A 23,096-nucleotide genomic window follows, 5' to 3' on the forward strand; every position below is an offset into this window, starting at 1 on the left:
TTTAGACTAAATGGAGGGCGGACAGCAGCATGTCGATCAGCTTGATGCCGATGAAAGGCAGGACGATGCCGCCCAGGCCGTAGATCAGCAGGTTGCGGCGCAAGAGCATGGCCGCGCCGATGGCCCGGTATTGCACGCCTTTCAGCGCCAGCGGAATCAGCACGACGATGATCAGGGCATTGAAGATCACGGCCGACATGATGGCCGAGGCGGGGCTGGCCAGCTGCATGATGTCGAGCGCCTTCAGTTGCGGGTAGGTGCCCACAAACGCGGCCGGGATGATGGCAAAGTACTTGGCGATGTCGTTCGAAATCGAGAACGTCGTCAGCGAGCCGCGCGTCATCAGCATCTGCTTGCCGATTTCAACGATTTCCAGCAGCTTGGTCGGGTTCGAGTCCAGATCGACCATATTGCCCGCCTCCTTCGCCGCCTGCGTGCCCGAATTCATGGCCACGGCCACGTCGGCCTGGGCCAGCGCGGGGGCATCGTTGGTGCCATCGCCCGTCATCGCCACCAGGCGGCCTTCGGACTGGTAGCTGCGGATGAGTTTGAGCTTGTCTTCCGGCGTCGCCTCGGCGAGGAAATCGTCCACGCCCGCTTCGGCGGCAATCGCGGCCGCCGTCAGCTTGTTGTCTCCCGTGATCATGACGGTCTTGATGCCCATGCGGCGCAATTCCGCGAAGCGTTCCTTGATGCCGCCCTTGACGATATCCTTCAGTTCCACGGCGCCCATGACCTTACCATCGTCGACCACCACCAGCGGCGTGCTGCCGCGGCGCGCGATGTCGTCAACGGCGCGTGCCACCTCGGCCGGATACGGCTGGCCCAGCGCCTCCACATACTTTTTCATGGAATCGGCCGCGCCCTTGCGCAGCTGGCGCACCTGCTGTTCGCCCGCGATATCCACGCCGCTCATGCGCGTCTGCGCCGTGAACGGTACAAACGTCGCATGCAGGCTGGCCATCTCGCGTTCGCGGATATTGAATTTCTGCTTGGCCAGCACGACGATGCTGCGCCCTTCCGGCGTTTCATCGGCCAGCGAGGCCAGCTGCGCCGCGTCGGCCAGCTGCTGCTCCGTCACGCCGGGGGCAGGCACGAAGCTTGACGCCTGGCGGTTGCCCAGGGTGATGGTGCCCGTTTTATCGAGCAGCAGCACGTCCACGTCGCCAGCCGCTTCCACGGCGCGGCCCGAGGTGGCGATCACATTGGCTTGCATCATGCGGCTCATGCCGGCTACGCCGATGGCGGACAGCAGGCCGCCGATGGTGGTCGGGATCAGGCACACGAGCAACGCGATCAGCACGGTGATGGTGACGGGGGCGCCGCTGCCGGCCGCCGCCACGGAAAACAGCGAGTACGGCAGCAGAGTCACGGTGACGATCAGGAAAACGATCGACAGGGCCACGAGCAGGATCGTCAGGGCGATCTCGTTCGGCGTCTTCTGGCGCTTGGCGCCTTCGACCATGGCGATCATGCGGTCGATGAAGGCTTCGCCCGGATTGACGGAGACGCGCACCAGCAGCCAGTCCGACAGCACGCGGGTGCCGCCCGTGACGGCGGAAAAGTCGCCGCCCGATTCACGGATGACGGGGGCCGATTCGCCCGTGATGGCGCTTTCGTCGACGGAGGCCACGCCTGCCGTCACTTCACCGTCGGCGGGAATCACGTCGCCCGCCTCCACCAGCACCGTCATGCCCTTGCGCAGGTCGGTGGCCGGCGTGGGCAGCCAGGAGGTGCCGTATTTCGGCGTCTGCATTTTCTTTGCCATCACCGTCTGCTTGAGGGCGCGCAGGGAGGCCGCCTGGGCCTTGCTGCGGCCTTCGGCCAGCGCTTCGGCGAAGTTCGCGAACAGCACGGTAAACCACAGCCACACGGCGACGGCGACAATGAAGCCGAACGGCGCCTCGCCCTGGCCATTCAGGGCCTGGATGGCCAGCAGGGTCGTGATGATGCTGCCGACATAGACGACGAACATCACGGGGCTGCGCCACTGCGTGCGGGGGTCGAGTTTTTTGAACGCATCGACGACGGCGGGGCCAATCAGTGCGGAATCGAACAAAGTCAGGCTTGTGCGTGACATGGTAGCCTCTTATTTGATGAAAAGTTGCAGGTGTTCGACGATCGGGCCCAGGGCCAGCGCGGGAACGTAATTGAGCACGCCGACGAGCACGACGACGCCGATCAGCAGGCCGATGAACATGGGGCCGTGCGTGGGCATGGTGCCGGCATTGGCCGACAGGCGCTGCTTGGCCGCCAGCGAACCGGCCACCGCCAGCACGGGCACGATCACGCCGAAGCGGCCGAACCACATGGCGATCGCCAGCATCACGTTGTAGAACGGCGTGTTGGCGGACAGGCCGGCAAACGCGCTGCCGTTGTTGTTGGCCGCCGACGTGAAGGCGTACAGGATCTCGGAGAAACCGTGCGCGCCCGGATTGGCCACGCCGATCTTGCCCGGTTCGACCATCACGGCGATCGCCGTACCCGTCAAGACGAGGGCTGGCGTAATCAGGATGGCCAGCGACACCATCTTCATTTCATAGGCCTGGATTTTCTTGCCCAGGTATTCAGGCGTGCGGCCTATCATCAGGCCGGCGATGAAGACGGCCAGGATGGCGAACATCAGCATGCCGTACAGGCCCGTGCCCACGCCGCCGAAAATCACTTCGCCGAACTGCATCAGCAGCAGCGGCACCATGCCGCCCAGGGGCATGTAGGAGTCGTGCATGGAATTGACGGCACCGCACGATGCGGCCGTCGTCACTGCCGCGAACAGGGTCGAGGAGCTGATGCCGAAGCGCGTTTCCTTGCCTTCCATATTGCCGCCCGATTGCAGGCTGCTGGCCTGCTGGTCCACGCCCAAGGCCTGCAAGGCGGGATTGGCTTGCTGCTCGGCGCTCATCACGCCGGCCGTCATGACGACGAAGATCAGGCTCATCGCGGCCAGCACGGCCCAGCCCTGGCGCAGGTCGCCCACCATGCGGCCGAAGGTGAAGCACAGGCCGGCGGGAATGATGAAGATGGCCAGCATCTGCAGGAAGTTCGACAGCACGGTCGGGTTTTCGTACGGGTGCGAGGAATTGGCATTGAAGAAGCCGCCGCCGTTCGTGCCCAGCAGCTTGATCGACTCCTGCGACGCGACGGGCCCCATGGCGATCATCTGCGTCGTCGCCACTTGCGCTTCCATCACGGGTTTGCCGGCGGCGTCCAGCACGGGCTGGCCGTCAGCCGTCGTTTTCGGCGTTTCATACGCCACGTGGTCGAGCAGGGTCACTTCCTTGTAGGCGGAAAAATTCTGGATCATGCCTTCGCCCATGAAGACCACCGACAGGGCCAGGGACAAGGGCAGCAGGATGTACAGGGTCGAGCGCACCAGGTCGACCCAGAAATTGCCGATCGATTTGCTGGAACGCGAGGCGAAGCCGCGCACCAGCGCGAAGATCACGGCGATGCCGGTGGCCGCCGAAAAGAAGTTCTGGCAGGCCATGCCCAGCATCTGGGTCAGATAGCTCATGGTCTGTTCGCCGCCGTAGCCCTGCCAGTTGGTATTGGCGACGAAGCTGACGGTGGTATTGAACGAGGAATCGGGGCTGACGGCGCCCAGGCCCTGGGGATTGAGTGGCAGGAAGCCCTGCAGGCGCTGCAGGCCGTAGACGAAGACGGCGCCCACGGTATTGAAGACGATCAGGGCGATGGCATAGCTTTTCCAGCCCATGGCCTTGTCGGCGGGAAGGCCGGACCAGCGGTACAGCAGATTTTCCAGCTTTTGCAGCCAGCCCAGACCGCGCACGGGGCCATCGCCGGCCACCTTGGCCATGTACAGGCCCAGCGGATAGCCGGCGGCCAGCAGCACGGCCAGGAAGGCCACCAACAACAGTATCGATTGCGTCGTCATCACAGTTCCTCCGCCTTCAGCAGCGCCACCAGCAAATACACGAGCAGGCCGGCCGAGACGACGGCGCCCAGCACATAAAACGCGTTCATTTGACGCTCCCTAATTTGTCGCAGGCGACGGCAAAGCCGGCCGCCAGGACGAAAAACACGGCAATCAAGCCGAGATACACGAGATCCATTCCCACCCTCATTCAGGTTTGTTTTGATAGTGAGCAGATTAGCCAAAAGGGTCTAAAAAATTCGTAAAGACTGGGAAGGCGGCTGTAAACAAGATGTAAAAAAGGCGGCTTTACCGCATAAAATCCATCACAATTGGTGCAAAACCACGCGCGCGGAGCACTGTTGTTGCCTTGGAGTAGCGCTATTGCTCGCCGGACAAGATAGAATGCGCGAGCGTCCGCACAAGGACGCCTAGCCTGCCGCACTGCCCTCCCCCAGTGACGCTGGACGGGATATACTGTATATTCATACAGTTATCGCCGCCGCTGTCATTGCGCCCGCAGTGCCCTGGCCTGGCGTTCCAACCACTGTCTTTACTTAGCTTGAACACGTATGGCCACTAAAAAACCAGCATCCGACTACAGCGAATCATCCATCCGTGTCCTGAAAGGACTGGAACCCGTCAAGCAGCGCCCGGGGATGTACACCCGCACTGAAAATCCGCTGCACATCATTCAGGAAGTGATCGACAATGCCTCCGACGAAGCGCTGGGCGGTCATTGCACGCATATCGCCGTGACGCAGAACACCGATGGCAGCATCACCGTCGAAGACAATGGCCGCGGCATTCCCGTCGGCTTGCACCCGGAAGAAGGCGTGCCGACGGTGGAAATCGTGTTTACCCGGCTGCACGCGGGCGGCAAGTTCGACAAGGGTTCGGGCGGCGCCTACGCGTTCTCGGGCGGCTTGCACGGCGTCGGCGTGTCCGTCACCAATGCACTGTCGACGCGCCTGGAAATCACCGTCTGGCGCAAGGAAAGCGACGGCAACGGCTTGCACCACATGGTGTTTGCCAACGGCGACGTGATCGAGCCCCTGAGTTCCCGCCCCGCCCCGCGCGACGGTAAAAAATCCGGCACGCGCGTCACGGCCTGGCCCGATGCAAAATACTTTGATTCGCCGAACATCTCGCAAACCGAGCTGCAACGCCTGCTGCGCTCGAAAGCCGTGCTGCTGCCGGGCGTGACAGTTACGCTCACCAACGCGAAGACGGGCGATACGCAGACCTGGCAGTACGCGGAAGGCTTGCGCGGCTACCTGACCGAAACGCTGGCGCAGGTATCGAATGGCGAAACTCTGATTCCCCTGTTCGAAGGCGCACAATACGCTGGCCCGGACTCGGAAGGCTTTGCCGAAGGCGAAGGCGCGGCCTGGGTCGTGGCGTGGACGGAAGAAGGCGCCATCGTGCGCGAATCGTATGTCAACCTGATTCCCACCTCGAATGGCGGCACGCACGAATCGGGCTTGCGCGACGGCCTGTTCGGCGCCGTGAAAAATTTCGTCGAAATGCACTCGCTGCTGCCCAAAGGCGTGAAACTGCTGCCCGAAGACGTGTTCGCGCGCGCTTCCTTCGTGCTGTCGGCCAAGGTGCTGGACCCGCAATTCCAGGGCCAGATCAAGGAACGCCTCAATTCACGCGACGCCGTGCGCCTCGTCTCGACCTTCGCCAAGCCGCCGCTGGAACTGTGGCTGAACCAGCACGTCGACTACGGCAAGAAGCTGGCCGAGCTCGTGATCAAGCAGGCGCAGTCGCGCCAGCGTTCGCTGCAAAAGGTGGAAAAGAAAAAATCCTCGGGTGTCGCCGTGTTGCCGGGCAAGCTGACGGACTGCGAATCGTCGGACATCGCGCGCAATGAACTGTTCCTCGTCGAGGGCGACTCGGCGGGCGGTTCGGCCAAGATGGGCCGCGACAAGGAATTCCAGGCGATCTTGCCCCTGCGCGGCAAGGTCCTGAACTCGTGGGAGACGGACCGCGACCGCCTGTTCGCCAATAACGAGATCCACGATATCGCGGTCGCCATCGGCGTCGATCCGCACAGCGTGGGCGACTCGCCCGACCTGTCCGGCCTGCGCTACGGCAAGATCTGCATCCTGTCCGACGCGGACGTGGACGGCTCGCACATCCAGGTACTGCTGCTGACCTTGTTCTTCAAGCACTTCCCGGTCCTGATCAACAAGGGCCACATCTGCATCGCCCGGCCGCCCTTGTACCGCGTGGACGCGCCGGCGCGCGGCAAGAAGCCGATGCAGAAAATCTATGCGCTCGACGACGGCGAGCTGCTGGCCATCGAGGACAAGCTGCGCAAGGAAGGCGTGAAACAGGGCGCCTGGTCGATCTCGCGCTTCAAGGGCCTGGGCGAGATGAACGCGGAACAGCTGTGGGAAACGACGATGAACCCGGACACGCGCCGTTTGCTGCCCGTGACGCTCGGCGAAGTCGACCACATGGATTCGGCCTCGCGCTTCAATATGTTGATGGGCAAGGGCGAAGCGGCCGGACGCCGCGCCTGGATCGAGGAACACGGCAATGAGGCGGAGGCGGATATCTGATGATTATCGGCATTGACCTGGGCACCACCAACAGCCTGGTCGCCCTCTGGCGCGACGGCAAGGCTTCCATCATCCCGAACGCGCTGGGCGAACACCTGACGCCATCGTGCGTGAGCATCGATGACGACGGCACCGTGCTGGTGGGCCGCGCCGCGCGCGAACGGCTGCAGACGCACCCGCAGCTGACGGCGGCCGTCTTCAAGCGCTACATGGGCAGCGAAAAGAAGATCACCCTCGGCACGCAGCAATTCCGTCCGGAAGAACTGTCGTCGATGGTGCTGCGCGCGCTGAAGGAAGATGCGGAAGCCTTCCTCGGCCACAAGGTCGAAGAGGCCATCATCACCGTGCCCGCGTATTTCAGCGATGCGCAGCGCAAGGCTACGCGCATCGCCGGCCAGCTGGCCGGCTTGCGCGTGGAGCGCCTGCTGAATGAACCGACGGCCGCCGCGCTGGCCTACGGCATCCGCGACAAGGAACAGGAAAGCAAATTCCTCGTCTTCGACCTGGGCGGCGGCACCTTCGACGTGTCGATCCTGGAATTGTTCGAAGGCGTGATGGAAGTGCGCGCCTCGGCCGGCGACAATTTCCTCGGCGGCGAAGACTTCGTCACCGTCCTGGTTGACGCCTTTTTGGAAGGCAGCGGCCTGCGCGACGCCATCGGCAGCCGCCTGCTCGACCCACGCCAGCAGCAGCTGCTGCGCGATGAGGCCGAACGCGCCAAGCGCCTGCTGTCGGACCAGCCGTCCGTGCGCATGGCCACGCGCTACCAGGACAAGGAATACAGCTGGGAGATCAACGAAGACAAGCTGGCGCAATTGTGCGAGCCCCTGCTGGCGCGCCTGCGCCTGCCGGTCGAGCGCGCGCTGCGCGACGCCACCATCCGTGCCGCCGAACTCGATGAAGTGGTACTGGCCGGCGGCGCCACGCGCATGCCGCTGGTACGCAAACTCGTCTCGCGCATGTTCGGCCGCTTCCCCGCCATCCACCTGGATCCGGACGAAGCCGTGGCGCTGGGCGCCGCCGTGCAGGCGGGCCTGAAAATGCGCGACGCGGCCCTCGACGAAGTCGTCATGACGGATGTGGCGCCATATTCGCTGGGCATTGCGACCTCGCGCCAGATCGGCCCGAACCAGTATGAAGGCGGCCATTACCTGCCCATCATCGAGCGCAATTCCGTGGTGCCCGTCTCGCGCACGGAAAGCATCACCACCATCCACGACAACCAGAAGGAAATCAACTTGGCGATCTTCCAGGGCGAATCACGCCTGGTGGCCGACAACGTCTTCCTTGGCAAGATTAACTTTCCGATTCCCGTCAAAAAAGCGGGCGAGATCAGCATCGACGTGCGCTTCACCTATGATATCAGCGGCGTGCTGGAAGCAGAAGTGACGGTGCTGGCCACGCAGGAACGCCACAAGATGATCATCAGCGACAATGCGGGCGTGATGACGCCGGAACAGATCGAACAGCGTTTCCTTGAACTGGCCGACCTGAAGATCCACCCGCGCGAGCAGCTGGAAAACCGTACCCTGGTCACGCGCGCCGACCGCCTGTACGAACAGTCGCTGGGCGACGTGCGCAACTACATCGCCGCGCATACGGCCAATTTCCAGGCCGCGCTGGAGACGCAGAACCCGTCCACCATCCGGCAAGCGCGTACGGCGTTCGCGGAGGTGCTCAAGGAAATAGAAAGTGACAGTTTCCTGTGACGGGTAGCGAGACGCTGGATATCTGGCAAGTCCTGGGCATCGCCGAGACGGGCGATGAACGGGACATCAAGCGCGCCTATGCGCGCCAGTTAAAGCTGAACCGTCCTGAAGACGGTGCGGCCGCCTTCCAGCGCCTGCGCGATGCCTATGACCATGCGCTGCGCATCGTCGCGCATAGCCAGGAACGACAGGCGCCTGCCGCATCCACCGCTGCGGCCACAGCGCCCGCGCCCACTCCAGCCCCGCTGGCAGCTGGCAAGATCGATTTCGGCAAAGCACCACCGGCGGCATCGCCTGCCATGACAGCCGATCCGCGGAAAGAAGCGCAGATCCTGTGGCAGGAATGGCTGGCCTCCGGCAACGGCATCAAGCTGTCGACGCTGGAAAAGCGCGAAGCGATGACCCACCTCGCCGTGCGCGAGGAATTTGAACGCCTGGCCCTGCGCTACTGCGCCACGGCCGCCTGCCATGACGCCGTCCGTGCTCGCTTCATCGAGCACTATCAGTGGGACCAGCGGCTGCCGCAATTGCACAAAATGGATGCGGAAGCGGCGCGCAGCCTGGTCGGGCGCCAGAATGCGACGGCTTCGCTGGCCTATTTGCGCCGCAGCGGAGAGTACGACGCATGCCTCGATCTGCTGATGGCCGCACCGCCGGCATCCGCATCCAGACTGCACGATGTGCGCTTGACGCGGACCCTGCTGGCACTCATCGAGGACTTGCGCGCGCATCATGGCGACCTGCTGGCCTACAAGATCGATCCCGCGTCGATCACCTGGTGGGAGAGCAAGGCGCGCGCCAAAAAATACTTCGGAAGTACCGCCATACTTTCCGCGGTGACCGGCATGGCCCTCTACGGACTAGCGCTGTTCATGCATGAGCGCTGGGGTTTCTTCGGCATCGACTCCTTTCATGCGATTTTCTTCGTGCTGTCACAGCTGCTGTCCTTCTCGGCCTACGCCGCGTTCGCCTTTTACCGCCCTGTTGCACTGCCCGGGCGGATGGCGCAGTCCAGGCAGCAGCACTTCGGTGTCTATCTGCAGTACCGACATCGGCACCTGTGGCAATTCGGCTGGGTGTATGCCTATGCCGGGCTGTCGCTGCTGCTGTTTGTCAGCCATCCATCGCCGACGCTGGTCTCCGGCGCCACGCTCCTGCTTGCCGTCTGCGCGCTAGTGGCCGTATTTGCTTCCTCGGCCCACTTCAAGCTGCGCGCCTATCTGCTCTTGCTGCCGATTGCCTCGCTGCTGGCCTGGATGATGCGGGCAACCGCCTTCGACGCCTTTCCTGCCGGCGCCTGTTTTGCTTTCAGCCTGTGCCTGCTGATACTGCTGGCGCGCAGCGGCGCGCAACTGTATCCGGCCCTGGGCTTGCCAAAGGCGTGGCAGCACCGCTTGCGCATCACCTGGCTGCTGGGTGGCACCATGCTGTTTTTTGTCGCGGCGACGGGCGTGCTGCCGGCCGGCCTGGCCCCGGTGCTGGCCTGGCTGTGGTGCCTGGCCGGAGTACCGCTGTATACATTCACGATGCCCGACATTTCCCGCCACCTGGTATGGCCAGCCCTGCTGCTGGCCAAGATCACGCTGGTATCGAGCACGTCCTTTTTTGCCAATTTGCCCGATGCCCGCCTGATACTGCCGCAAGCCCTGCTGCCACTCATCGCCATGCTAATCCTGGCCAATCTGTTCTATGAAAACCAGCAAGAAAACGTCCATGCCTGAACGCGCGCCCATGCCCAAGCAAGCCACTACACCCGACCTGTCCCGTAACGGGAGCGACGTCTGATGGACGGCGGCATGCATGGCGCTGAGCGCAGCCTTTGGGACATCCTCGGCACGGCGCCGACGGGTGACGAGCGCGCCATCAAGCGCGCCTACGCGAAACGCCTGAAGGTAACGCGGCCCGAGGACGACCCGGCCGCCTTCCAGCAACTGCGCGACGCCTATGAATATGCGCTGCGCCATGCACCGCGCTTTGCCGCGGAGCTGGCGCAGATGCACGCCACACCAGCGGCTGAACTGGCGGAGCCGGATCCGGCGGATCTCTCTGCGGCGCCCGCGTCCGGCTGGCAAACAGACGCCGGCCTGGCGGCAGCCGTGCCACTGCAGGAGCAAGCGCCGGCCGACGAAGCGCCCGCGGAAGCACAGCCTGAACTGTGGGGCGTGATCGCCGACGCAGGACAGGAACATCAGGAAGCGCCTGCGGAGCTGTGGGGCGTCCCCGACGAAGCAGCGCGGGAACGCGCACGGCCGCCGGAACAATGGGGCGTGGTCGCCATCGATCCCGTCCAGGAAGGCGCCAGCCTGTGGCAGGCATTCCTGGAGCAGTCGCGACGCCGCGACGCGGCCACGCTGCTGGCCGGCTTCCTCGAGCGCGAGGAATTGCTCAACCTCGACGTGCGCGAGGAATTCGATCTGTGCGCGCTGCGCTATTGCGCCAGCGCCGGCTATGAGCTGTCGTTGCGCAACGCCCTGTTCGAGCAACTGGGCTGGGAATTTGATTTTTCCTACCTGGCGCGCCGCCATGGCGACCTGGTGCGCGCTGCCGTGCAGCGCTACCGGGCCGACCGCTCGTTCGCCCATTTCAACGACAACCGCGACAGCTATCCCGGCCTGGACTGCATCCTGTCGCAGCAGCCACCGTCGGCCTATGCGCGCCAGATGCTGGACAAAAAATTCAACCTGCAGCTGCGCGAGCTGCTGCAGACGATACGCTGGCATCACGCCGAAATGCTGGCCTACAAACTCGACATCGACCTGTTCGAACAATGGGAACAGGCGGTTTTTTCGCGCCGCTATTTCAAGCAGACGGCCTTCGCCTCGGCGGGTCTAGGCTTCGTGCTGCACCTCATCCTGTCCAGCCTGTTCAAGGTCGCCGACGTCAGCCTAGGCGACATGGGCGCGTATGCCAGCCTGCTGGGATGCCAGGCGCTGGCCTTTGCCCTGCTGGCCATGCACGCGCTGCGCTGGCCCGCGCCCCTGTTCGCGCGCCTGCACGCGCTGCAGGAAGCATTGCTGGAATGCCTGCCCGTGCTGCGGCAGCGTCACGGGCTGCTGCATCTGGCCTGGATCGTGCCCTACGTGCTGCTGGCGCTATCGCTGTTCCTGCCCGAACGGGGCGAGGCGCTGCGCATCGCCACCTCGGTGGGCTTGTGCGCCTCGGCGCTGCTGGCCTATGCCATGAACCGCCAACTGCTCAACGGCGTGCTGCTCGCCGCTGCGCTGGGCCTGGCGCTGGTCGCCGCCATGTTCATGAACGGCACAGGCTCCGCGGCACTCGTCATCGCCAATGGCATGCCCATGATGTTTTGCCTGTTACTGCTGACCTTGCGCAGCGCCGGCGGCCTGTATGAGGAATGCGGCTTGCCCGCGGCGCGTTTGCCGCGCCTGCGCGTGGCATGGCTGGTCGGCTGCGCCGCCCTGCTGCTGCCCCTGTATCTGCAGCTGCTGCCAGCCGTGCCGCTCGGCGCCGCGCTGTATGCCTGGTCGTGCGCCGGCCTGCTGATCTCGCCCAGCGATTTGCGCTGGCGGACGGTCTGGCCGCTGGTGCTGGTGCCGTCCCTAGGCAGCTTTTTGCTGGCGGGCCAGGCCGCGCCCGTGCGCGCCATGTCGATGATGCATAACGGCGTCGAACTGGCCCTGATCGTGCTGTATTTCACCCTACGCTGCATCTATCTGCGCTACGGCGCCGCCTTATCCCGACCCGGGCTGTCATAATCAGCTCCATGAATTCAACCGCAACCACTTAACACCGAAACAAGCGCCATGTCCACACAAACCAATTTATTTGACGATGCCCAGCCTGAGCCGATCGAGCCGGATGAACCGGTATTCGACGGCGAAGCGCTGACCCTGTCCACCTTTGCCGAGCGAGCCTATCTCGATTACGCCATCTCCGTCGTCAAGGGCCGCGCCCTGCCCGACGTATGCGATGGCCAGAAGCCGGTGCAGCGCCGCATCCTGTATGCGATGAACGAGCTGGGCTTGAATGCCACGGCGAAGCCGCGCAAATCGGCGGCCGTGGTCGGCGACGTGCTCGGTAAGCTGCATCCGCACGGCGACCAGTCCGTGTACGACGCGCTGGTGCGCATGGCGCAGGATTTTTCCTTGCGCTACCCGCTGATCGATGGCCAGGGCAACTTCGGCTCGCGCGACGGCGACGGCGCGGCGGCCATGCGTTACACGGAAGCGCGTTTGACGCCGATCGCCAGGCTGCTGATGGATGAAATCGGCATGGGCACGGTGGACTTCCAGCCCAACTACGACGGTTCGACGGAAGAACCGAAGCTGCTGCCGGCGCGCCTGCCGATGGTGCTGCTCAATGGCGCCTCCGGCATCGCCGTGGGCCTGGCGACGGAAATCCCGTCGCACAACCTGGCCGAAGTGGCGAAAGCAGCCGTCGCCATGATCCGCGATCCGAAGATCACGCACGCCGAACTGATGGCCATCATGCCCGGCCCCGACTTCCCCGGCGGCGGCCAGATCATCACCCCGCCATCGCAAATCCAGGACATGTATGCGGGCGGGCGCGGCAGCATGAAAGTGCGCGCGCGCTGGAAGATCGAGGAACTGGCGCGCGGCCAGTGGCAAGCCGTCGTGACGGAACTGCCGCCGGGCACCTCGTCGCAGAAGGTGCTGGAAGAAATCGAAGAGCTGACGAATCCGAAGATCAAGCTGGGCAAGAAGGCGCTGTCGCCGGACCAGGTGGCCCTGAAGGCACTGATCCTCAACTCGCTCGACACCATCCGCGACGAATCGGGCCGCGCCGCGCCCGTGCGCCTGGTATTCGAACCGAAGTCGAAAAACCAGGATCAGACGGAATTCATGCTGATGCTGCTGGCGCATACGTCGCTGGAATCGTCGACCTCGATCAACCTGGTGATGATAGGCGGCGATGGCCGTCCACGCCAGAAAGGCCTGGGCGACATCCTGCGCGAATGGATCGACTTCCGCTTCGAGACCGTCACGCGCCGCACCGGCTACAAGCTGGGCAAGGTCAAGGACCGCATCCATATCCTGGAAGGACGCGAAGCGATCCTGCTCAATATCGACAAGGTGATCCAGATCATCCGCAATTCGGATGAACCGAAGGCGGCCCTGATCGAGGCGTTCAAGCTGTCCGAACGCCAGGCCGACGATATCCTGGAAATCCGCTTGCGCCAGCTGGCGCGCCTGGAAACGATCAAGATCCAGCAGGAACTGGCCGAGCTGCGCAAGGAAGAAAAATCGCTGCAAGACCTGCTCGACAACCCGGGTTCGATGAAGCGCGCCATCATCCGCGAGATCGAAGCGGACGCCAAGCAGTTCGGCGACGCGCGCCGCACCCTGATCGAGGAAGCGCAGAAAGCCGTCGCGGAGCAAAAAGTGGTCGACGAACCGGTCACCGTCATCATCTCGGAAAAAGGCTGGGTGCGCGCACGCACGGGCATCGGCCACGATGCGGCGCAGTTCACCTTCAAGGCGGGCGACAGCCTGCATGGCGCCTTCGAGTGCCGCACGGTCGACACCCTGCTGGGCTTTGGCAACAACGGCAAGATCTACTCGGTGCCTGTCTCGGCGCTGCCCAACGCGCGCGGCGACGGCGTGCCGATCACCACCTTGTGCGACCTGAGCGGCGGCACGCCGGGCAATGCCGTGCGCATCCTGCACTACTTTGCGGGCAATGGCGCCACCAATTTGCTGCTGGCCTCAAACGCCGGTTACGGCTTCATCGCCAAGGCGGGCGACATGACGAGCCGTCTGAAAGGCGGCAAGGCCTTCATCACCCTGGACGATGGCGACGTGCCACTGGAACCGAAAGTCATCCCCGAAGCGGCCAGCGCCCTGGCCTGTTTGACGGAAGGCGCGCGCCTGCTGGTGTTCGGCCTCGATGAAATGAAAACCCTGTCCAAGGGCGGCACGGGCGTGAAACTGATCGACCTCGATGCCAAGGACAAGCTGCTGGCCGTGCAGCCGATCACGCAGCGCGGCGTGGTCGTCTCGGGCATCGGCCGGGCCTCGAAACCGCAGGAGGCATCGCTGGGCGCCACGGCCCTGGCCGAGCACTTCGGCAAGCGCGCCAAGAAGGGCAAGGCGCTGGCGGCCAAGCTGAAACCGGTGTCCATGGCAGCCATCGGCTGACCGCCATCAAGCAAGACAAAAAGACAGGTTCGCCTGTCTTTTTTTTCGCCCATCGCCGCGTGGCGGCAACGGGAAAACCCGTCTTACAGATAATTTTGCAGATATGTCCCATGTTCCCGTTATCCCTGCAGGCATGCCGCCGGCGTGCCGCCCCATACAGGAGAACAGCGATGACAAACAACGTTTCAGGCAGGTGGCCATGCAGCGCCTGACGCCGGCCGAACGGCTGGTGGCGGCCATGGCGATAGAGGGCTTGCCGTATAAAAGCATCGCCAGGGAACTGGGCAAGTCGCCGGCCACCGTGCGCAACCAGCTGCATGCGATCTACCAGAAGCTGGGCGTGGGCAACCGCACGGCGCTCGCCAGCAAGCTCCGGGGTCATCCCTGATGCCGCGCCAGGCGCAGCACCTCGGGCGTGGCTTCAACGATATCGATCACGTCCTGCTTCCCTGCGGCGTCCCCCAGGGCATAGCGCCCCATGCCCAGCGGCACCAGCCGGACAGGTGGTCCGGCGCGGGGACGGTCATCGGGACCGGGCGCCATGCTCGTCCATGTCGCGTCTCCCGGCGACATGGCACCAGCCGGCGCGCCAAACTCCAGCACCTTGCGCCCCTTGCGGCTGGGAGGAAAGGCGAAGGTGGCCGTGGGCCGGTACACCTCGATACCATCGGCATCCTCCTCGAAGGAATGGGTCCAGCTGCCGCTGGGCAAAGCCGTTGTCATACCGTGCATGCCGCCTCCCGTTTAACGCATTGACGTCAGAAACACGATACCACGCCGCCCAGGCTTTCATAGCCGCTCACCGAGGGCGACCAGGCCGTGCCGTTCCACGCCTTGTGGAACAGCGCGCCATTCGTCCCCGTGACAAACACGTCGAGGCGGTTCGGCGCCCAGGCCGTGGCGCGCGGACGCGAGGTGCATACGCCGCCCAGGCTTTCAAAGCCCGTCAGCGACGGCGTCCAGGCGCTGCCGTTCCACGCCTTGTGGTACAGCGCGCTATCGGTGCCGATGACGAACAGGTCGAGCCGGTTGGGCGCCCACGATACGGCTTCCACTTCGCCCACGCAGATGCCGCCCAGGCGTTCGAAGCCATCGTTGGACGGCCCCCATTTGGCGCCATCCCACCACTTGTGGTACAGGGCGCCATCGGTGCCCGTAACAAAAACGTCGAGGCGGTTCGGTCCCCAGGCCACCGCCTTCGGCGACGAAGTGCAAATGCCGCCCAGGCGCTCGTAGCCCGTCAGCGACGGTCCCCAGGCCGTGCCGTTCCACCACTTGTGGTACAGGGCCCGGTCCGTGCCGATGACGAAGACGTCGAGGCGGTTCGGCCCCCACGCCACGGCTTCCGGCTGGCCCAGGCAGATGCCGCCCATGGCTTCGTAGCCCGTCAGCGAAGGCCCCCAGGCGGACCCGTTCCACCACTTGTGATACAGGCCGCGGTCCGTGCCGACGACAAACACGTCGAGGCGGTCCGGTCCCCAGGCCACGGCGCGCGGGTCGCCCACGCACAAGCCGCCCATCGCTTCATAGCCGGTCAGCGACGGTCCCCAGGCCGTGCCGTTCCACCATTTATGGAACAAGCCGCTATCGGTGCCCGTGACGAATACGTCGAGCCGGTTCGGCGCCCACGACACCACCTGCGGGGCACTGGTACAGATGCCGCCCTGCCCTTCATAGCCGGTGACGGACGGCGCCCAGGCCGTGCCGTTCCAGGCCTTGTGGTACAGCGCGCGGTCGGTGCCCAGCACGAAGACGTCGAGGCGGTTCGCGCCCCAGGCCACGACGGGGGAGGAGCTCTGGCGCGGCGTGGCGCCCGTGCCGCCCGTTCCCGTGCCGATGCTGGCGCGCGGACCGTCGAGGCAGGCCTGCATACGCGCCACCTGGCCCGCCGTGAACATGAACATGGCGGGATCGTCGACATAATCCATGTAGTTCATGAACATGTCGCCATTCGGCCCGTTACTGCAGGAAATGTGCGGGAACGAAGGTTGCCCAGTGTTCGGGCCGCCTTGGTTCGGCGTATCGGCCACGTTGTCCGTGCCCGAGCAGCCGGTGCCGTCGTCGCCCCAGATATGGTTCAGGTTCAGCCAGTGGCCGATTTCGTGCGTGGCCGTGCGCCCCAGGTGGAACGGCGGCGCCGCCGTGCCCGTCGTGCCGAAGGCCGATTGCAGGATCACCACGCCGTCGGTGGCGGCCGGGCCGCCGGGAAACTGCGCGTAGCCGAGCAGGCCGCCGCCCAGCTGGCAGACCCAGATATTCAGGTAGGTGTCGGCCGGCCAGGCATTCATGCCGCCCGTCGCCTGCGATTTGACGGCATCGTCGGCGCCAAACGAGGCCACCGTCGTCTGGCGCCGCTCGATGCCGCTGGTGGCCGCGCCGTTCGGATCGGTCGTGGCCAGCGCGAATTCCACGCGCGCATCGGCCGTCAGCGGCAAAAATGGCGCCGGCGTGCTGTTCACATCCGGATTGACGCGCCGGAAATCACGGTTCAGCACATCGATCTGGCTGGCGATCTGCGCATCCGAAATATTCTGCGCGGCCGTATTCCACACCACGTGCACGACCACCGGTATCTGCGTCACGCCGGAACGTGCCGCAATGCTGCCGTCGCCCTCGTAGAGACCGGCCAGGTTTTCAATATCGGCGCGCACGCTCGCATACGATGGATCTTCCGTCAGCAGGCGGCGATGCACGTCCATCGTGGCGCAGGTGCGCACCTGCGGCGTGCCGCCGCCCTGGCCGCCACCGTCGCCGCCCATGCCGCCTGCGCCGCCCCCGCCATCGCGGTCGCCCCCCATGCCGCCGCCATCGCCCACGTGCATGCAACTGGCGCCGGCCATGCCCTGCGATGCCTGCTGCATGCCGCCGCCCGGCATGCTCCCCGCGCTGCCAGCTGCGACATGGGTGGCGGCCTGGTCTGCGTAAGACATGCCCAGGCGCGGCCCCGGCATGGCGCCGGCACCGGCCGCATCGGTGTCGGCATGCACGTCGCCCTCGACCGGCATGGACTGCATGGCCGGCGCGCCTTCCGCCGAACCGGTGGCCGGTGATTTTTTCGTTTTAGCGGTGCTCATGATGTCTCCTTCGTCTGTTGGCCAGTTCACTATGGCACGGCGAAAAGAGGAGCATTTGCGCCAGATCAAGACTGGCAAGCGGTGCCCGGGAAAAGTGGCAGACGAAAAAAAAGACAGCCGAAGCTGTCTTTTTGGCTTGCAGGCCGTGGCCCGCAAACGGGGAATTACTTGGCGGCGGCGGCCTTGACTTCAGCGTCGGCCTTGGCCTTGGCTTCTTCCGTCTTGGTGGCGGCGAGGGCTTTGTCGGCGTTCGCTTCGACTTTTTCCTTGGCGACCTTGGCATCGGCTTTTACGGCAGCCTTGGTGGCTTTCGCATCGGCCTTGGCGGCAGCCTTGTCAGCCTTGGCTTGCGCCTTCATCTTGTCTTCCGCATCGGCATCGACCACTTTGTCGTGAGCCTTGGCCTTGGTTTTATTGGCCTTGTGCTGGGCGTCGGCTTTCTTTTCGTCTGCCTTCATTTCGGCCTTGGCGACGTTGGCGTCAGCCTTCGCATCGACTTTGGCTTCCTTGTTGGCAGCCTTGTTGATGTCATGTTGCGCAGATGCCTGGGCGCTGGCAACGGCTGGGGTGGCTGGCGCCGTTTGCGCGATGGCAGCGGTGGCAAACAGGGTAGCGATCAGGGCGGCGAGTAATTTGTTCATGATGAGTCCTTTCAATATGGTTTAATTTTATTCTTACTAAAGGCGGGCAAAATGTTCAAAATTTGCCAGGCATCGCGCTGTTTCTGAGGTAGCGCAATGGCATGACTTCATAGTAAAGAGAATAGGCAAACCACACAGTGCGTTAGCGCACTCAACGAGAAATATGTGCAAATCGGCAAATTTCGCGTCGAGCAGCGCATGGGCTTACATGCTGACGGCCAAGGCCGCGTGGCGCGCCGCCACCCACTCCTCGTTGGCCGGCTCCACGCCCACCACGATGCGGCTGGCATCGCTGGAAATACGGCTGGCGTTGCGCGCATTGGCCTCGCCATCGAGCACGGGGCCGATAAAACCCAGTTCGGCGCAGATACGCTGGCGCAGCTCGGCGCTGTGCTCGCCGATACCGGCCGTAAACACCAGCATGTCCAGTCCACCGAGCACGGCCGTCAGGGCGCCGATCTCGCGCACGATGCGGCGGATATATAAAGCCAGCGCGGCGCGGATGCGCTCGCCCGTGGCATCCTGCCGGTCCTGCTGCGCCAGCAAGACCGGCGGATCGGCCGACACGCCCGACACGCCCAGCAAGCCCGACTCGTGGTACAGCACATGCGCCACTTTTTCCAGCGACAGCTTTTCGATTTCCATCAGGTAGATCACGGCGCCCGGATCGAGCGCACCGCAGCGCGTGCCCATCATCAGGCCGTCGAGCGCGGAAAATCCCATGGTCGTGGCCACGCTGCGCAAATTGTCCATGGCGCACAGGCTGGCGCCGCTGCCCAGGTGGGCGACGATGACCTTGCCGCGCGCGGCAGCACCAAAACGCCGCTCCAGCACCAGCGACTGGTATTCGTAGGACAGACCGTGGAAACCATAGCGGCGCAAGCCCCGCTCCCACGCATCGTAAGGCAGGGCCAGCATCTGCTCGACCTGCGGCACCGTGTGGTGGAAGGCCGTGTCGAAGCACGCCACCTGGGCGATGTCGGGGCGCGACTCGAGCAGCACCTCGATCGCCTCCAGGGCAAACGGCTGGTGCAGGGGCGCCAGCGGCACATAGCTTTTCAGGTCGGCCAGCACGGCAAAATCGATGCGCACGGGAGCGAAATACTTGCTGCCGCCATGCACCACGCGGTGCGCCACGGCGCGCAAGGGACGCCCGGCCAGCTGCGCCACGACTTGCGCGCGGATGTATTCGAGGGCAGCGTGATGGGGCTGCACCGGGTCCAGCTGCAGGGCCAGCGCCGGCAGGCCGCCGGCGCGGTAGGTGGCGTTTTCGCGGCCGATGCCTTCGACCTTGCCGCTCCATTGCGCCTGCTGCGGCAGCACGCCGTCCGCCTGCTCGAACAGGGCGAACTTGATGCTCGACGAGCCGCAATTGAGCACCAGGATCAGGGTGCCGTCGGCGTGGGTGATTGGCGCGTTCATGGCGGCGTGCTCCGGTAGTGATTGGCCAGCATCACGGCGATGGCGCACGAGGCGATGCGGCTGGCGCGCGAATCGGCGCGGCTGGTGAGGATGACGGGGATCTTCGCGCCCAGCACGATGCCGGCGCTGTCCGCGTCGCCCATGTATTCAAGCTGCTTGGCCAGCATGTTGCCGCTTTCCAGGTCGGGCACCAGCAGGATGTCGGCGCGGCCCGCCACTTCCGAGACGATGCCCTTGACGGTGGCGGCGGCGATCGAGACGGCATTGTCGAAGGCCAGCGGGCCGTCGAGGATCGCGCCGGTAATTTGTCCCCGGTCGGCCATCTTGCACAGGGCGGCAGCGTCCAGGGTGGCCGGCATGTCCGCGTTCACCGTTTCCACGGCGGCCAGGATGGCCACGCGCGGCTGGGCCACGCCGATCACGTGCGCCAGGTCGATGGCGTTGCGCACGATGTCGGCCTTCATGGCCAGGTTGGGCGCGATATTGATGGCCGCATCCGTGATGATGAAGGGGCGCGGATAGGCGGGCGTCTGCATCAGGAAGCAGTGGCTGATGCGGCGCTTGGTGCGCAGGCCGGCGCTGGCCGATAGCACGGCCGACATCAGTTCGTCCGTGTGCAGGCTGCCCTTCATCAAGGCTTCCACTTCTCCCTTGCCGGCCAGCTCGGCGCCGCGCGCGGCGGCCGCATGGCTATGTTCGACGTCCTCGATGACGATGCCGGCCAGGCTCAGGCCCGCCTCCAACGCCACCGCTTCCAGGCGCGCGCGCGGCGCCACCAGCACGGGCGTGATCAGGCCGGCCGCATGCGCGTCCAGCGCGCCCGACAGGCTCAGTGCATCGCAGGGGTGGATCACGGCGACCCGGATCGGCCCCAGGGTGCGCGCGTGTTCGAGCAGGCGCCGCGTGCCGTCGCCGTTATGCAGGCGCACTTCGGGCAGGGTGGCGCGCGCCCGCTCGATCTGCTCGGCGGGCGCGATCACCTGCGCCTCGCCGTCGAGCACCACGGCGCCATGCTGGTTGACGCAGCGGCAAGCCAGGGTCACGTGGCGGCTGCGCGGCTCGCGCGCCGTGACGGTGACGCTGATGGCCAAGGTATCGCCCACGCGCACCGGTTGCAAAAAGCGCAGGGTCTGGCCCGTGTAGACCGTGCCGGCGCCGGGCAGGCGCGTGCCCAGCACGGCGGAAATGAGGGAGGCGCCCCACATGCCGTGCGCGATCACGCCCTGGTAGCGGGTCGCGGCGGCAAATTCCGTATCGAGGTGCTGCGGGTTATCGTCGCCCGACATCACGGCGAACAGGGCGATATCGTCCATGCTCAGGGTGCGCGTGATGCTGGCGGTGTCGCCGATGGCGATCTGGTCGAAGGTGCGGTTACGTACGATATTCAGATCGTCGTCTTGGGTAGTAGTCATCGTGGTCTTCTAGGCAGAGGTAATGTGTTTGGCCGGTTTGGCTTTGGGTCCGGCATGGGATGCGCGCACGTCCGGCGGCAGCGCCTTCGCCTGCGCCTTGATCGCGCGGTCGAAGACGTCCAGCATCTGCTGCAGGCTCGCTTCCTCGTCCGGCGTCGGCGCCTCGGGCACTTGCAGCACCTGCTGCAGCCATTCGGCCAGCGCGCCGATGTCGTCCGGGTCGGCGCGCGACAGCAAGACGGGCAAGGCGGCGATGGCGGCGTCGAAATCATGCAGCATCAGGCGCGCCTGCTGGCGCACGATGCCGCGGAATTCTTCCATGCCGACCTCCTGCCGGTATTGCGGCTTGATCAATTTGAGGGCCAGGTTGACCCTGCGCTCGTCGGCGATCATGCGGAAGCGGTAGATGTAGAACAGCGCGCGCACGGCCGCTTCCACCAGGCCGCCGCGCTGCATGTCCTCGTCCATCTTGCGCGTTTCGCAGCGCACGTATTCGCAATGCTCGGGCGAGATGCCCGGATGCGGGCGCGGCGGCGTGGCATCGCCGATGGACTGTCCCGTCAGCGCCTGCACCAGGGGCGAGCCGTACACCAGGTCGAAGGTGGTTTCCTGCAGCATGTCGCGCCAGTCGCGCCAGCCGTTCAAGCCGGCCGTGATGGCGCCGGAAACGGCTTCCTGCATGGCCAGCAGCGGGTTGTCGGTCGATACCGGCTGGCGGTGCGCGCGCACCTTCTCCGCCTCCCTGGCCACCAGCCTGGCCAGCGGATTGTGATCGGTCCAGCGCTCGTACGACACGCGCAGCGGATGCGCAAGCTGCAGGAAGCGCGCGGTCTGCGGCGTGACCATGGCGCGCACCCACGGCTGCGCGAACGTGCGGTACAAGGCCAGGTTCACCTCGGATACGCGCGCGGCGGCGGCGAACTTGCGGTCGTTTTCCACGCTGGGCTGCACGATGGCGCGCACGTCCTCGATGCCGCGGTGCTCGACCTGCAGCACATAATCTCCGCTGGCCAGATCGGCGTTCGGCGTGTCGGGCGTCTTGTCGACGATCCGCGCTTCATAGATACCGGCCGGCAGCAGGTTGATCAGGTCGATATTGCTGGCGAATTTCTGGTGTTCCTTGTGTCCCACCTTGGCCGAGACGAAGATGCCCAGGTGGCCGATGCTGTCGTGCACGGCGTACACGATGGTCTGGTCGTGCATCAGCACATCCTTGTCATCGCGGTACAGGTCCGTGATCCAGCCCAGCGCCTGCGGCGGCGGCGTAATGTTGTCGCCATTCGAGCAGAACACGACGATGGGCGAACGGATATTGCGCAAGTCCAGGCGCACGCCGTCGGCGGTGATCAATTCGGCCGTGGCCAGGCGGTTGCCGATGAACAGATTATCGACGATGTACTGCATCTCGACGTCATTGAGGAAGACGTGGCCGCCCCAGTATTTTTCAAATTCCAGGTAGCGGGGCGCTTCCGTATCGATGTTCGCGTACAGGTTGTACTGCTTGCTCCACAGGGTATTGGCCGGGTTGAGCTTTTCGAAATTCTGCACCAGACTGGCGCCGTCGAAGCGGCCGTTGCCCAGGTCGCCGGCCAGCGCCGTGGCCCAGCTGCCGCCCATCAGGCCGCCCGCGTAGCGCATCGGATTGCGGCCATGCCAGCCGGCCCAGTAAGACACGGGCGCGCCGGCCACGATGATGGGGCCGAACAGCTCCGGGCGCATGGCCGCCGTCATGAGGATTTGCCAGCCAGCCTGGCAATTGCCGATGACGACGGGCTTGCCCTCGCTCTGCGGATGCAAGGCGATGACTTTTTCCAGGAAGGCCGCCTCCGCGTGCATCACGTCTTCCACCGTCTGTCCCGGCACGGGATCGGGCAGGAAGCCGATGAAGTAGCACGGATGGCCGGCGCGCAGGGCCACGCCGATCTCGCTCTCGGCCTTGAAGCCGCCGATGCCGGGACCGTGTCCCGCGCGCGGATCGACGACGACAAAAGGGCGCTTCGATGGATCAGGCTCGGGCGCATCGGGTGTCAGTATCCGCGCCAGGCCGTAGTTGACGGGGCGCGCCAGCTCCAGGCCCGACATCACCAGTTCGGCGGGGAAGTCCAGCACGTTCGGCACTTCCTCGGCCAGGTGCTCCTGGTACTGGTTGCCGCGCCGGCGCATCACGTCCGCGTACAGCACGATGCGCTGCCACGAGTCGCGCGCATAGTCGCCCAGCACACCCAGCGACGGCAAGCCGCCGGTGGAGAAAAATGGTGCAGCTTCGATCTTCATG

15 protein-coding genes are annotated in these 23,096 nt (G+C 64.8%); 6 read left to right on the forward strand and 9 right to left on the reverse strand.

Annotated features, from left to right (window positions below):
- Position 1 precedes the first annotated feature (1 nt).
- Genes kdpB through kdpF form a run of 3 tightly spaced genes read right to left on the reverse strand, consistent with a single transcriptional unit; the run spans position 2 to position 3,984 of the window.
- Complete coding sequence (kdpB, locus tag CBW66_RS03820; RefSeq protein ID WP_086137109.1) at positions 2-2,080, reverse strand: potassium-transporting ATPase subunit KdpB; 2,079 nt, start codon at positions 2,078-2,080, stop codon at positions 2-4.
- Positions 2,081-2,089: 9 nt separating this feature from the next.
- Positions 2,090-3,895, reverse strand: coding sequence for a potassium-transporting ATPase subunit KdpA (kdpA, locus tag CBW66_RS03825; RefSeq protein WP_086137110.1), 1,806 nt, complete (start codon positions 3,893-3,895; stop codon positions 2,090-2,092).
- Positions 3,895-3,984 (reverse strand): K(+)-transporting ATPase subunit F, encoded by a 90-nt coding sequence (gene kdpF / locus CBW66_RS03830; protein ID WP_034746483.1) that lies wholly within the window; start codon positions 3,982-3,984, stop codon positions 3,895-3,897. The genes kdpA and kdpF overlap by 1 nt, the downstream gene beginning before the upstream one ends.
- Positions 3,985-4,446: 462 nt before the next feature.
- Between kdpF and CBW66_RS03835 the strand changes: the two genes are divergently transcribed.
- The 6 genes from CBW66_RS03835 (at position 4,447) to CBW66_RS03860 (ending at position 14,660) form a co-directional block, all read left to right on the forward strand.
- Entirely contained in the window at positions 4,447-6,444 is a 1,998-nt protein-coding gene (locus CBW66_RS03835) for a DNA topoisomerase IV subunit B (protein WP_086137111.1), read from the forward strand.
- Positions 6,444-8,153, forward strand: coding sequence for a molecular chaperone HscC (locus CBW66_RS03840; RefSeq protein WP_086137112.1), 1,710 nt, complete (start codon positions 6,444-6,446; stop codon positions 8,151-8,153). Before CBW66_RS03835 ends, CBW66_RS03840 begins: the two co-directional genes overlap by 1 nt.
- Complete coding sequence (locus CBW66_RS03845) at positions 8,150-9,874, forward strand: J domain-containing protein (protein WP_086137113.1); 1,725 nt, start codon at positions 8,150-8,152, stop codon at positions 9,872-9,874. The genes CBW66_RS03840 and CBW66_RS03845 overlap by 4 nt, the downstream gene beginning before the upstream one ends.
- A gap of 75 nt (positions 9,875-9,949) precedes the next feature.
- On the forward strand, positions 9,950-11,869 hold the full coding sequence (locus CBW66_RS03850) for a J domain-containing protein (RefSeq protein WP_086142958.1): 1,920 nt from the start codon (positions 9,950-9,952) through the stop codon (positions 11,867-11,869).
- A gap of 48 nt (positions 11,870-11,917) precedes the next feature.
- Positions 11,918-14,272 (forward strand): DNA topoisomerase IV subunit A, encoded by a 2,355-nt coding sequence (parC, locus tag CBW66_RS03855; RefSeq protein ID WP_086137115.1) that lies wholly within the window; start codon positions 11,918-11,920, stop codon positions 14,270-14,272.
- A 199-nt stretch (positions 14,273-14,471) separates the two neighbouring features.
- On the forward strand, positions 14,472-14,660 hold the full coding sequence (locus CBW66_RS03860; RefSeq protein ID WP_205701106.1) for a helix-turn-helix transcriptional regulator: 189 nt from the start codon (positions 14,472-14,474) through the stop codon (positions 14,658-14,660).
- On the opposite strand, the gene CBW66_RS03865 is transcribed toward CBW66_RS03860, so the two are convergent.
- From CBW66_RS03865 to CBW66_RS03890, 6 genes are all read right to left on the reverse strand, one after another.
- The gene (locus CBW66_RS03865; RefSeq protein WP_139841570.1) at positions 14,651-15,004 is read right to left on the reverse strand and encodes a hypothetical protein; all 354 of its coding nucleotides are present in this window, start codon (positions 15,002-15,004) and stop codon (positions 14,651-14,653) included. The two genes, CBW66_RS03860 and CBW66_RS03865, sit on opposite strands and share 10 nt — an antisense overlap.
- Positions 15,005-15,030: 26 nt before the next feature.
- Positions 15,031-17,346 (reverse strand): M43 family zinc metalloprotease, encoded by a 2,316-nt coding sequence (locus CBW66_RS03870; RefSeq protein WP_276206263.1) that lies wholly within the window; start codon positions 17,344-17,346, stop codon positions 15,031-15,033.
- Positions 17,347-17,510: 164 nt separating this feature from the next.
- On the reverse strand, positions 17,511-17,987 hold the full coding sequence (locus CBW66_RS03875) for a hypothetical protein (protein ID WP_086137118.1): 477 nt from the start codon (positions 17,985-17,987) through the stop codon (positions 17,511-17,513).
- A 204-nt stretch (positions 17,988-18,191) separates the two neighbouring features.
- Complete coding sequence (locus tag CBW66_RS03880) at positions 18,192-19,409, reverse strand: acetate/propionate family kinase (RefSeq protein WP_086137119.1); 1,218 nt, start codon at positions 19,407-19,409, stop codon at positions 18,192-18,194.
- Positions 19,406-20,821, reverse strand: coding sequence for a bifunctional enoyl-CoA hydratase/phosphate acetyltransferase (locus CBW66_RS03885; RefSeq protein ID WP_086137120.1), 1,416 nt, complete (start codon positions 20,819-20,821; stop codon positions 19,406-19,408). Before CBW66_RS03885 ends, CBW66_RS03880 begins: the two co-directional genes overlap by 4 nt.
- A 9-nt stretch (positions 20,822-20,830) precedes the next feature.
- Positions 20,831-23,095, reverse strand: a complete 2,265-nt coding sequence (locus CBW66_RS03890) for a DUF3141 domain-containing protein (RefSeq protein WP_086137121.1) — start codon at positions 23,093-23,095, stop codon at positions 20,831-20,833.
- Between the last annotated feature and the right edge of the window lies 1 nt (position 23,096).

It is taken from the genome of Janthinobacterium sp. GW456P, from assembly GCF_002127655.1.
Lineage (GTDB): Bacteria > Pseudomonadota > Gammaproteobacteria > Burkholderiales > Burkholderiaceae_D > Janthinobacterium.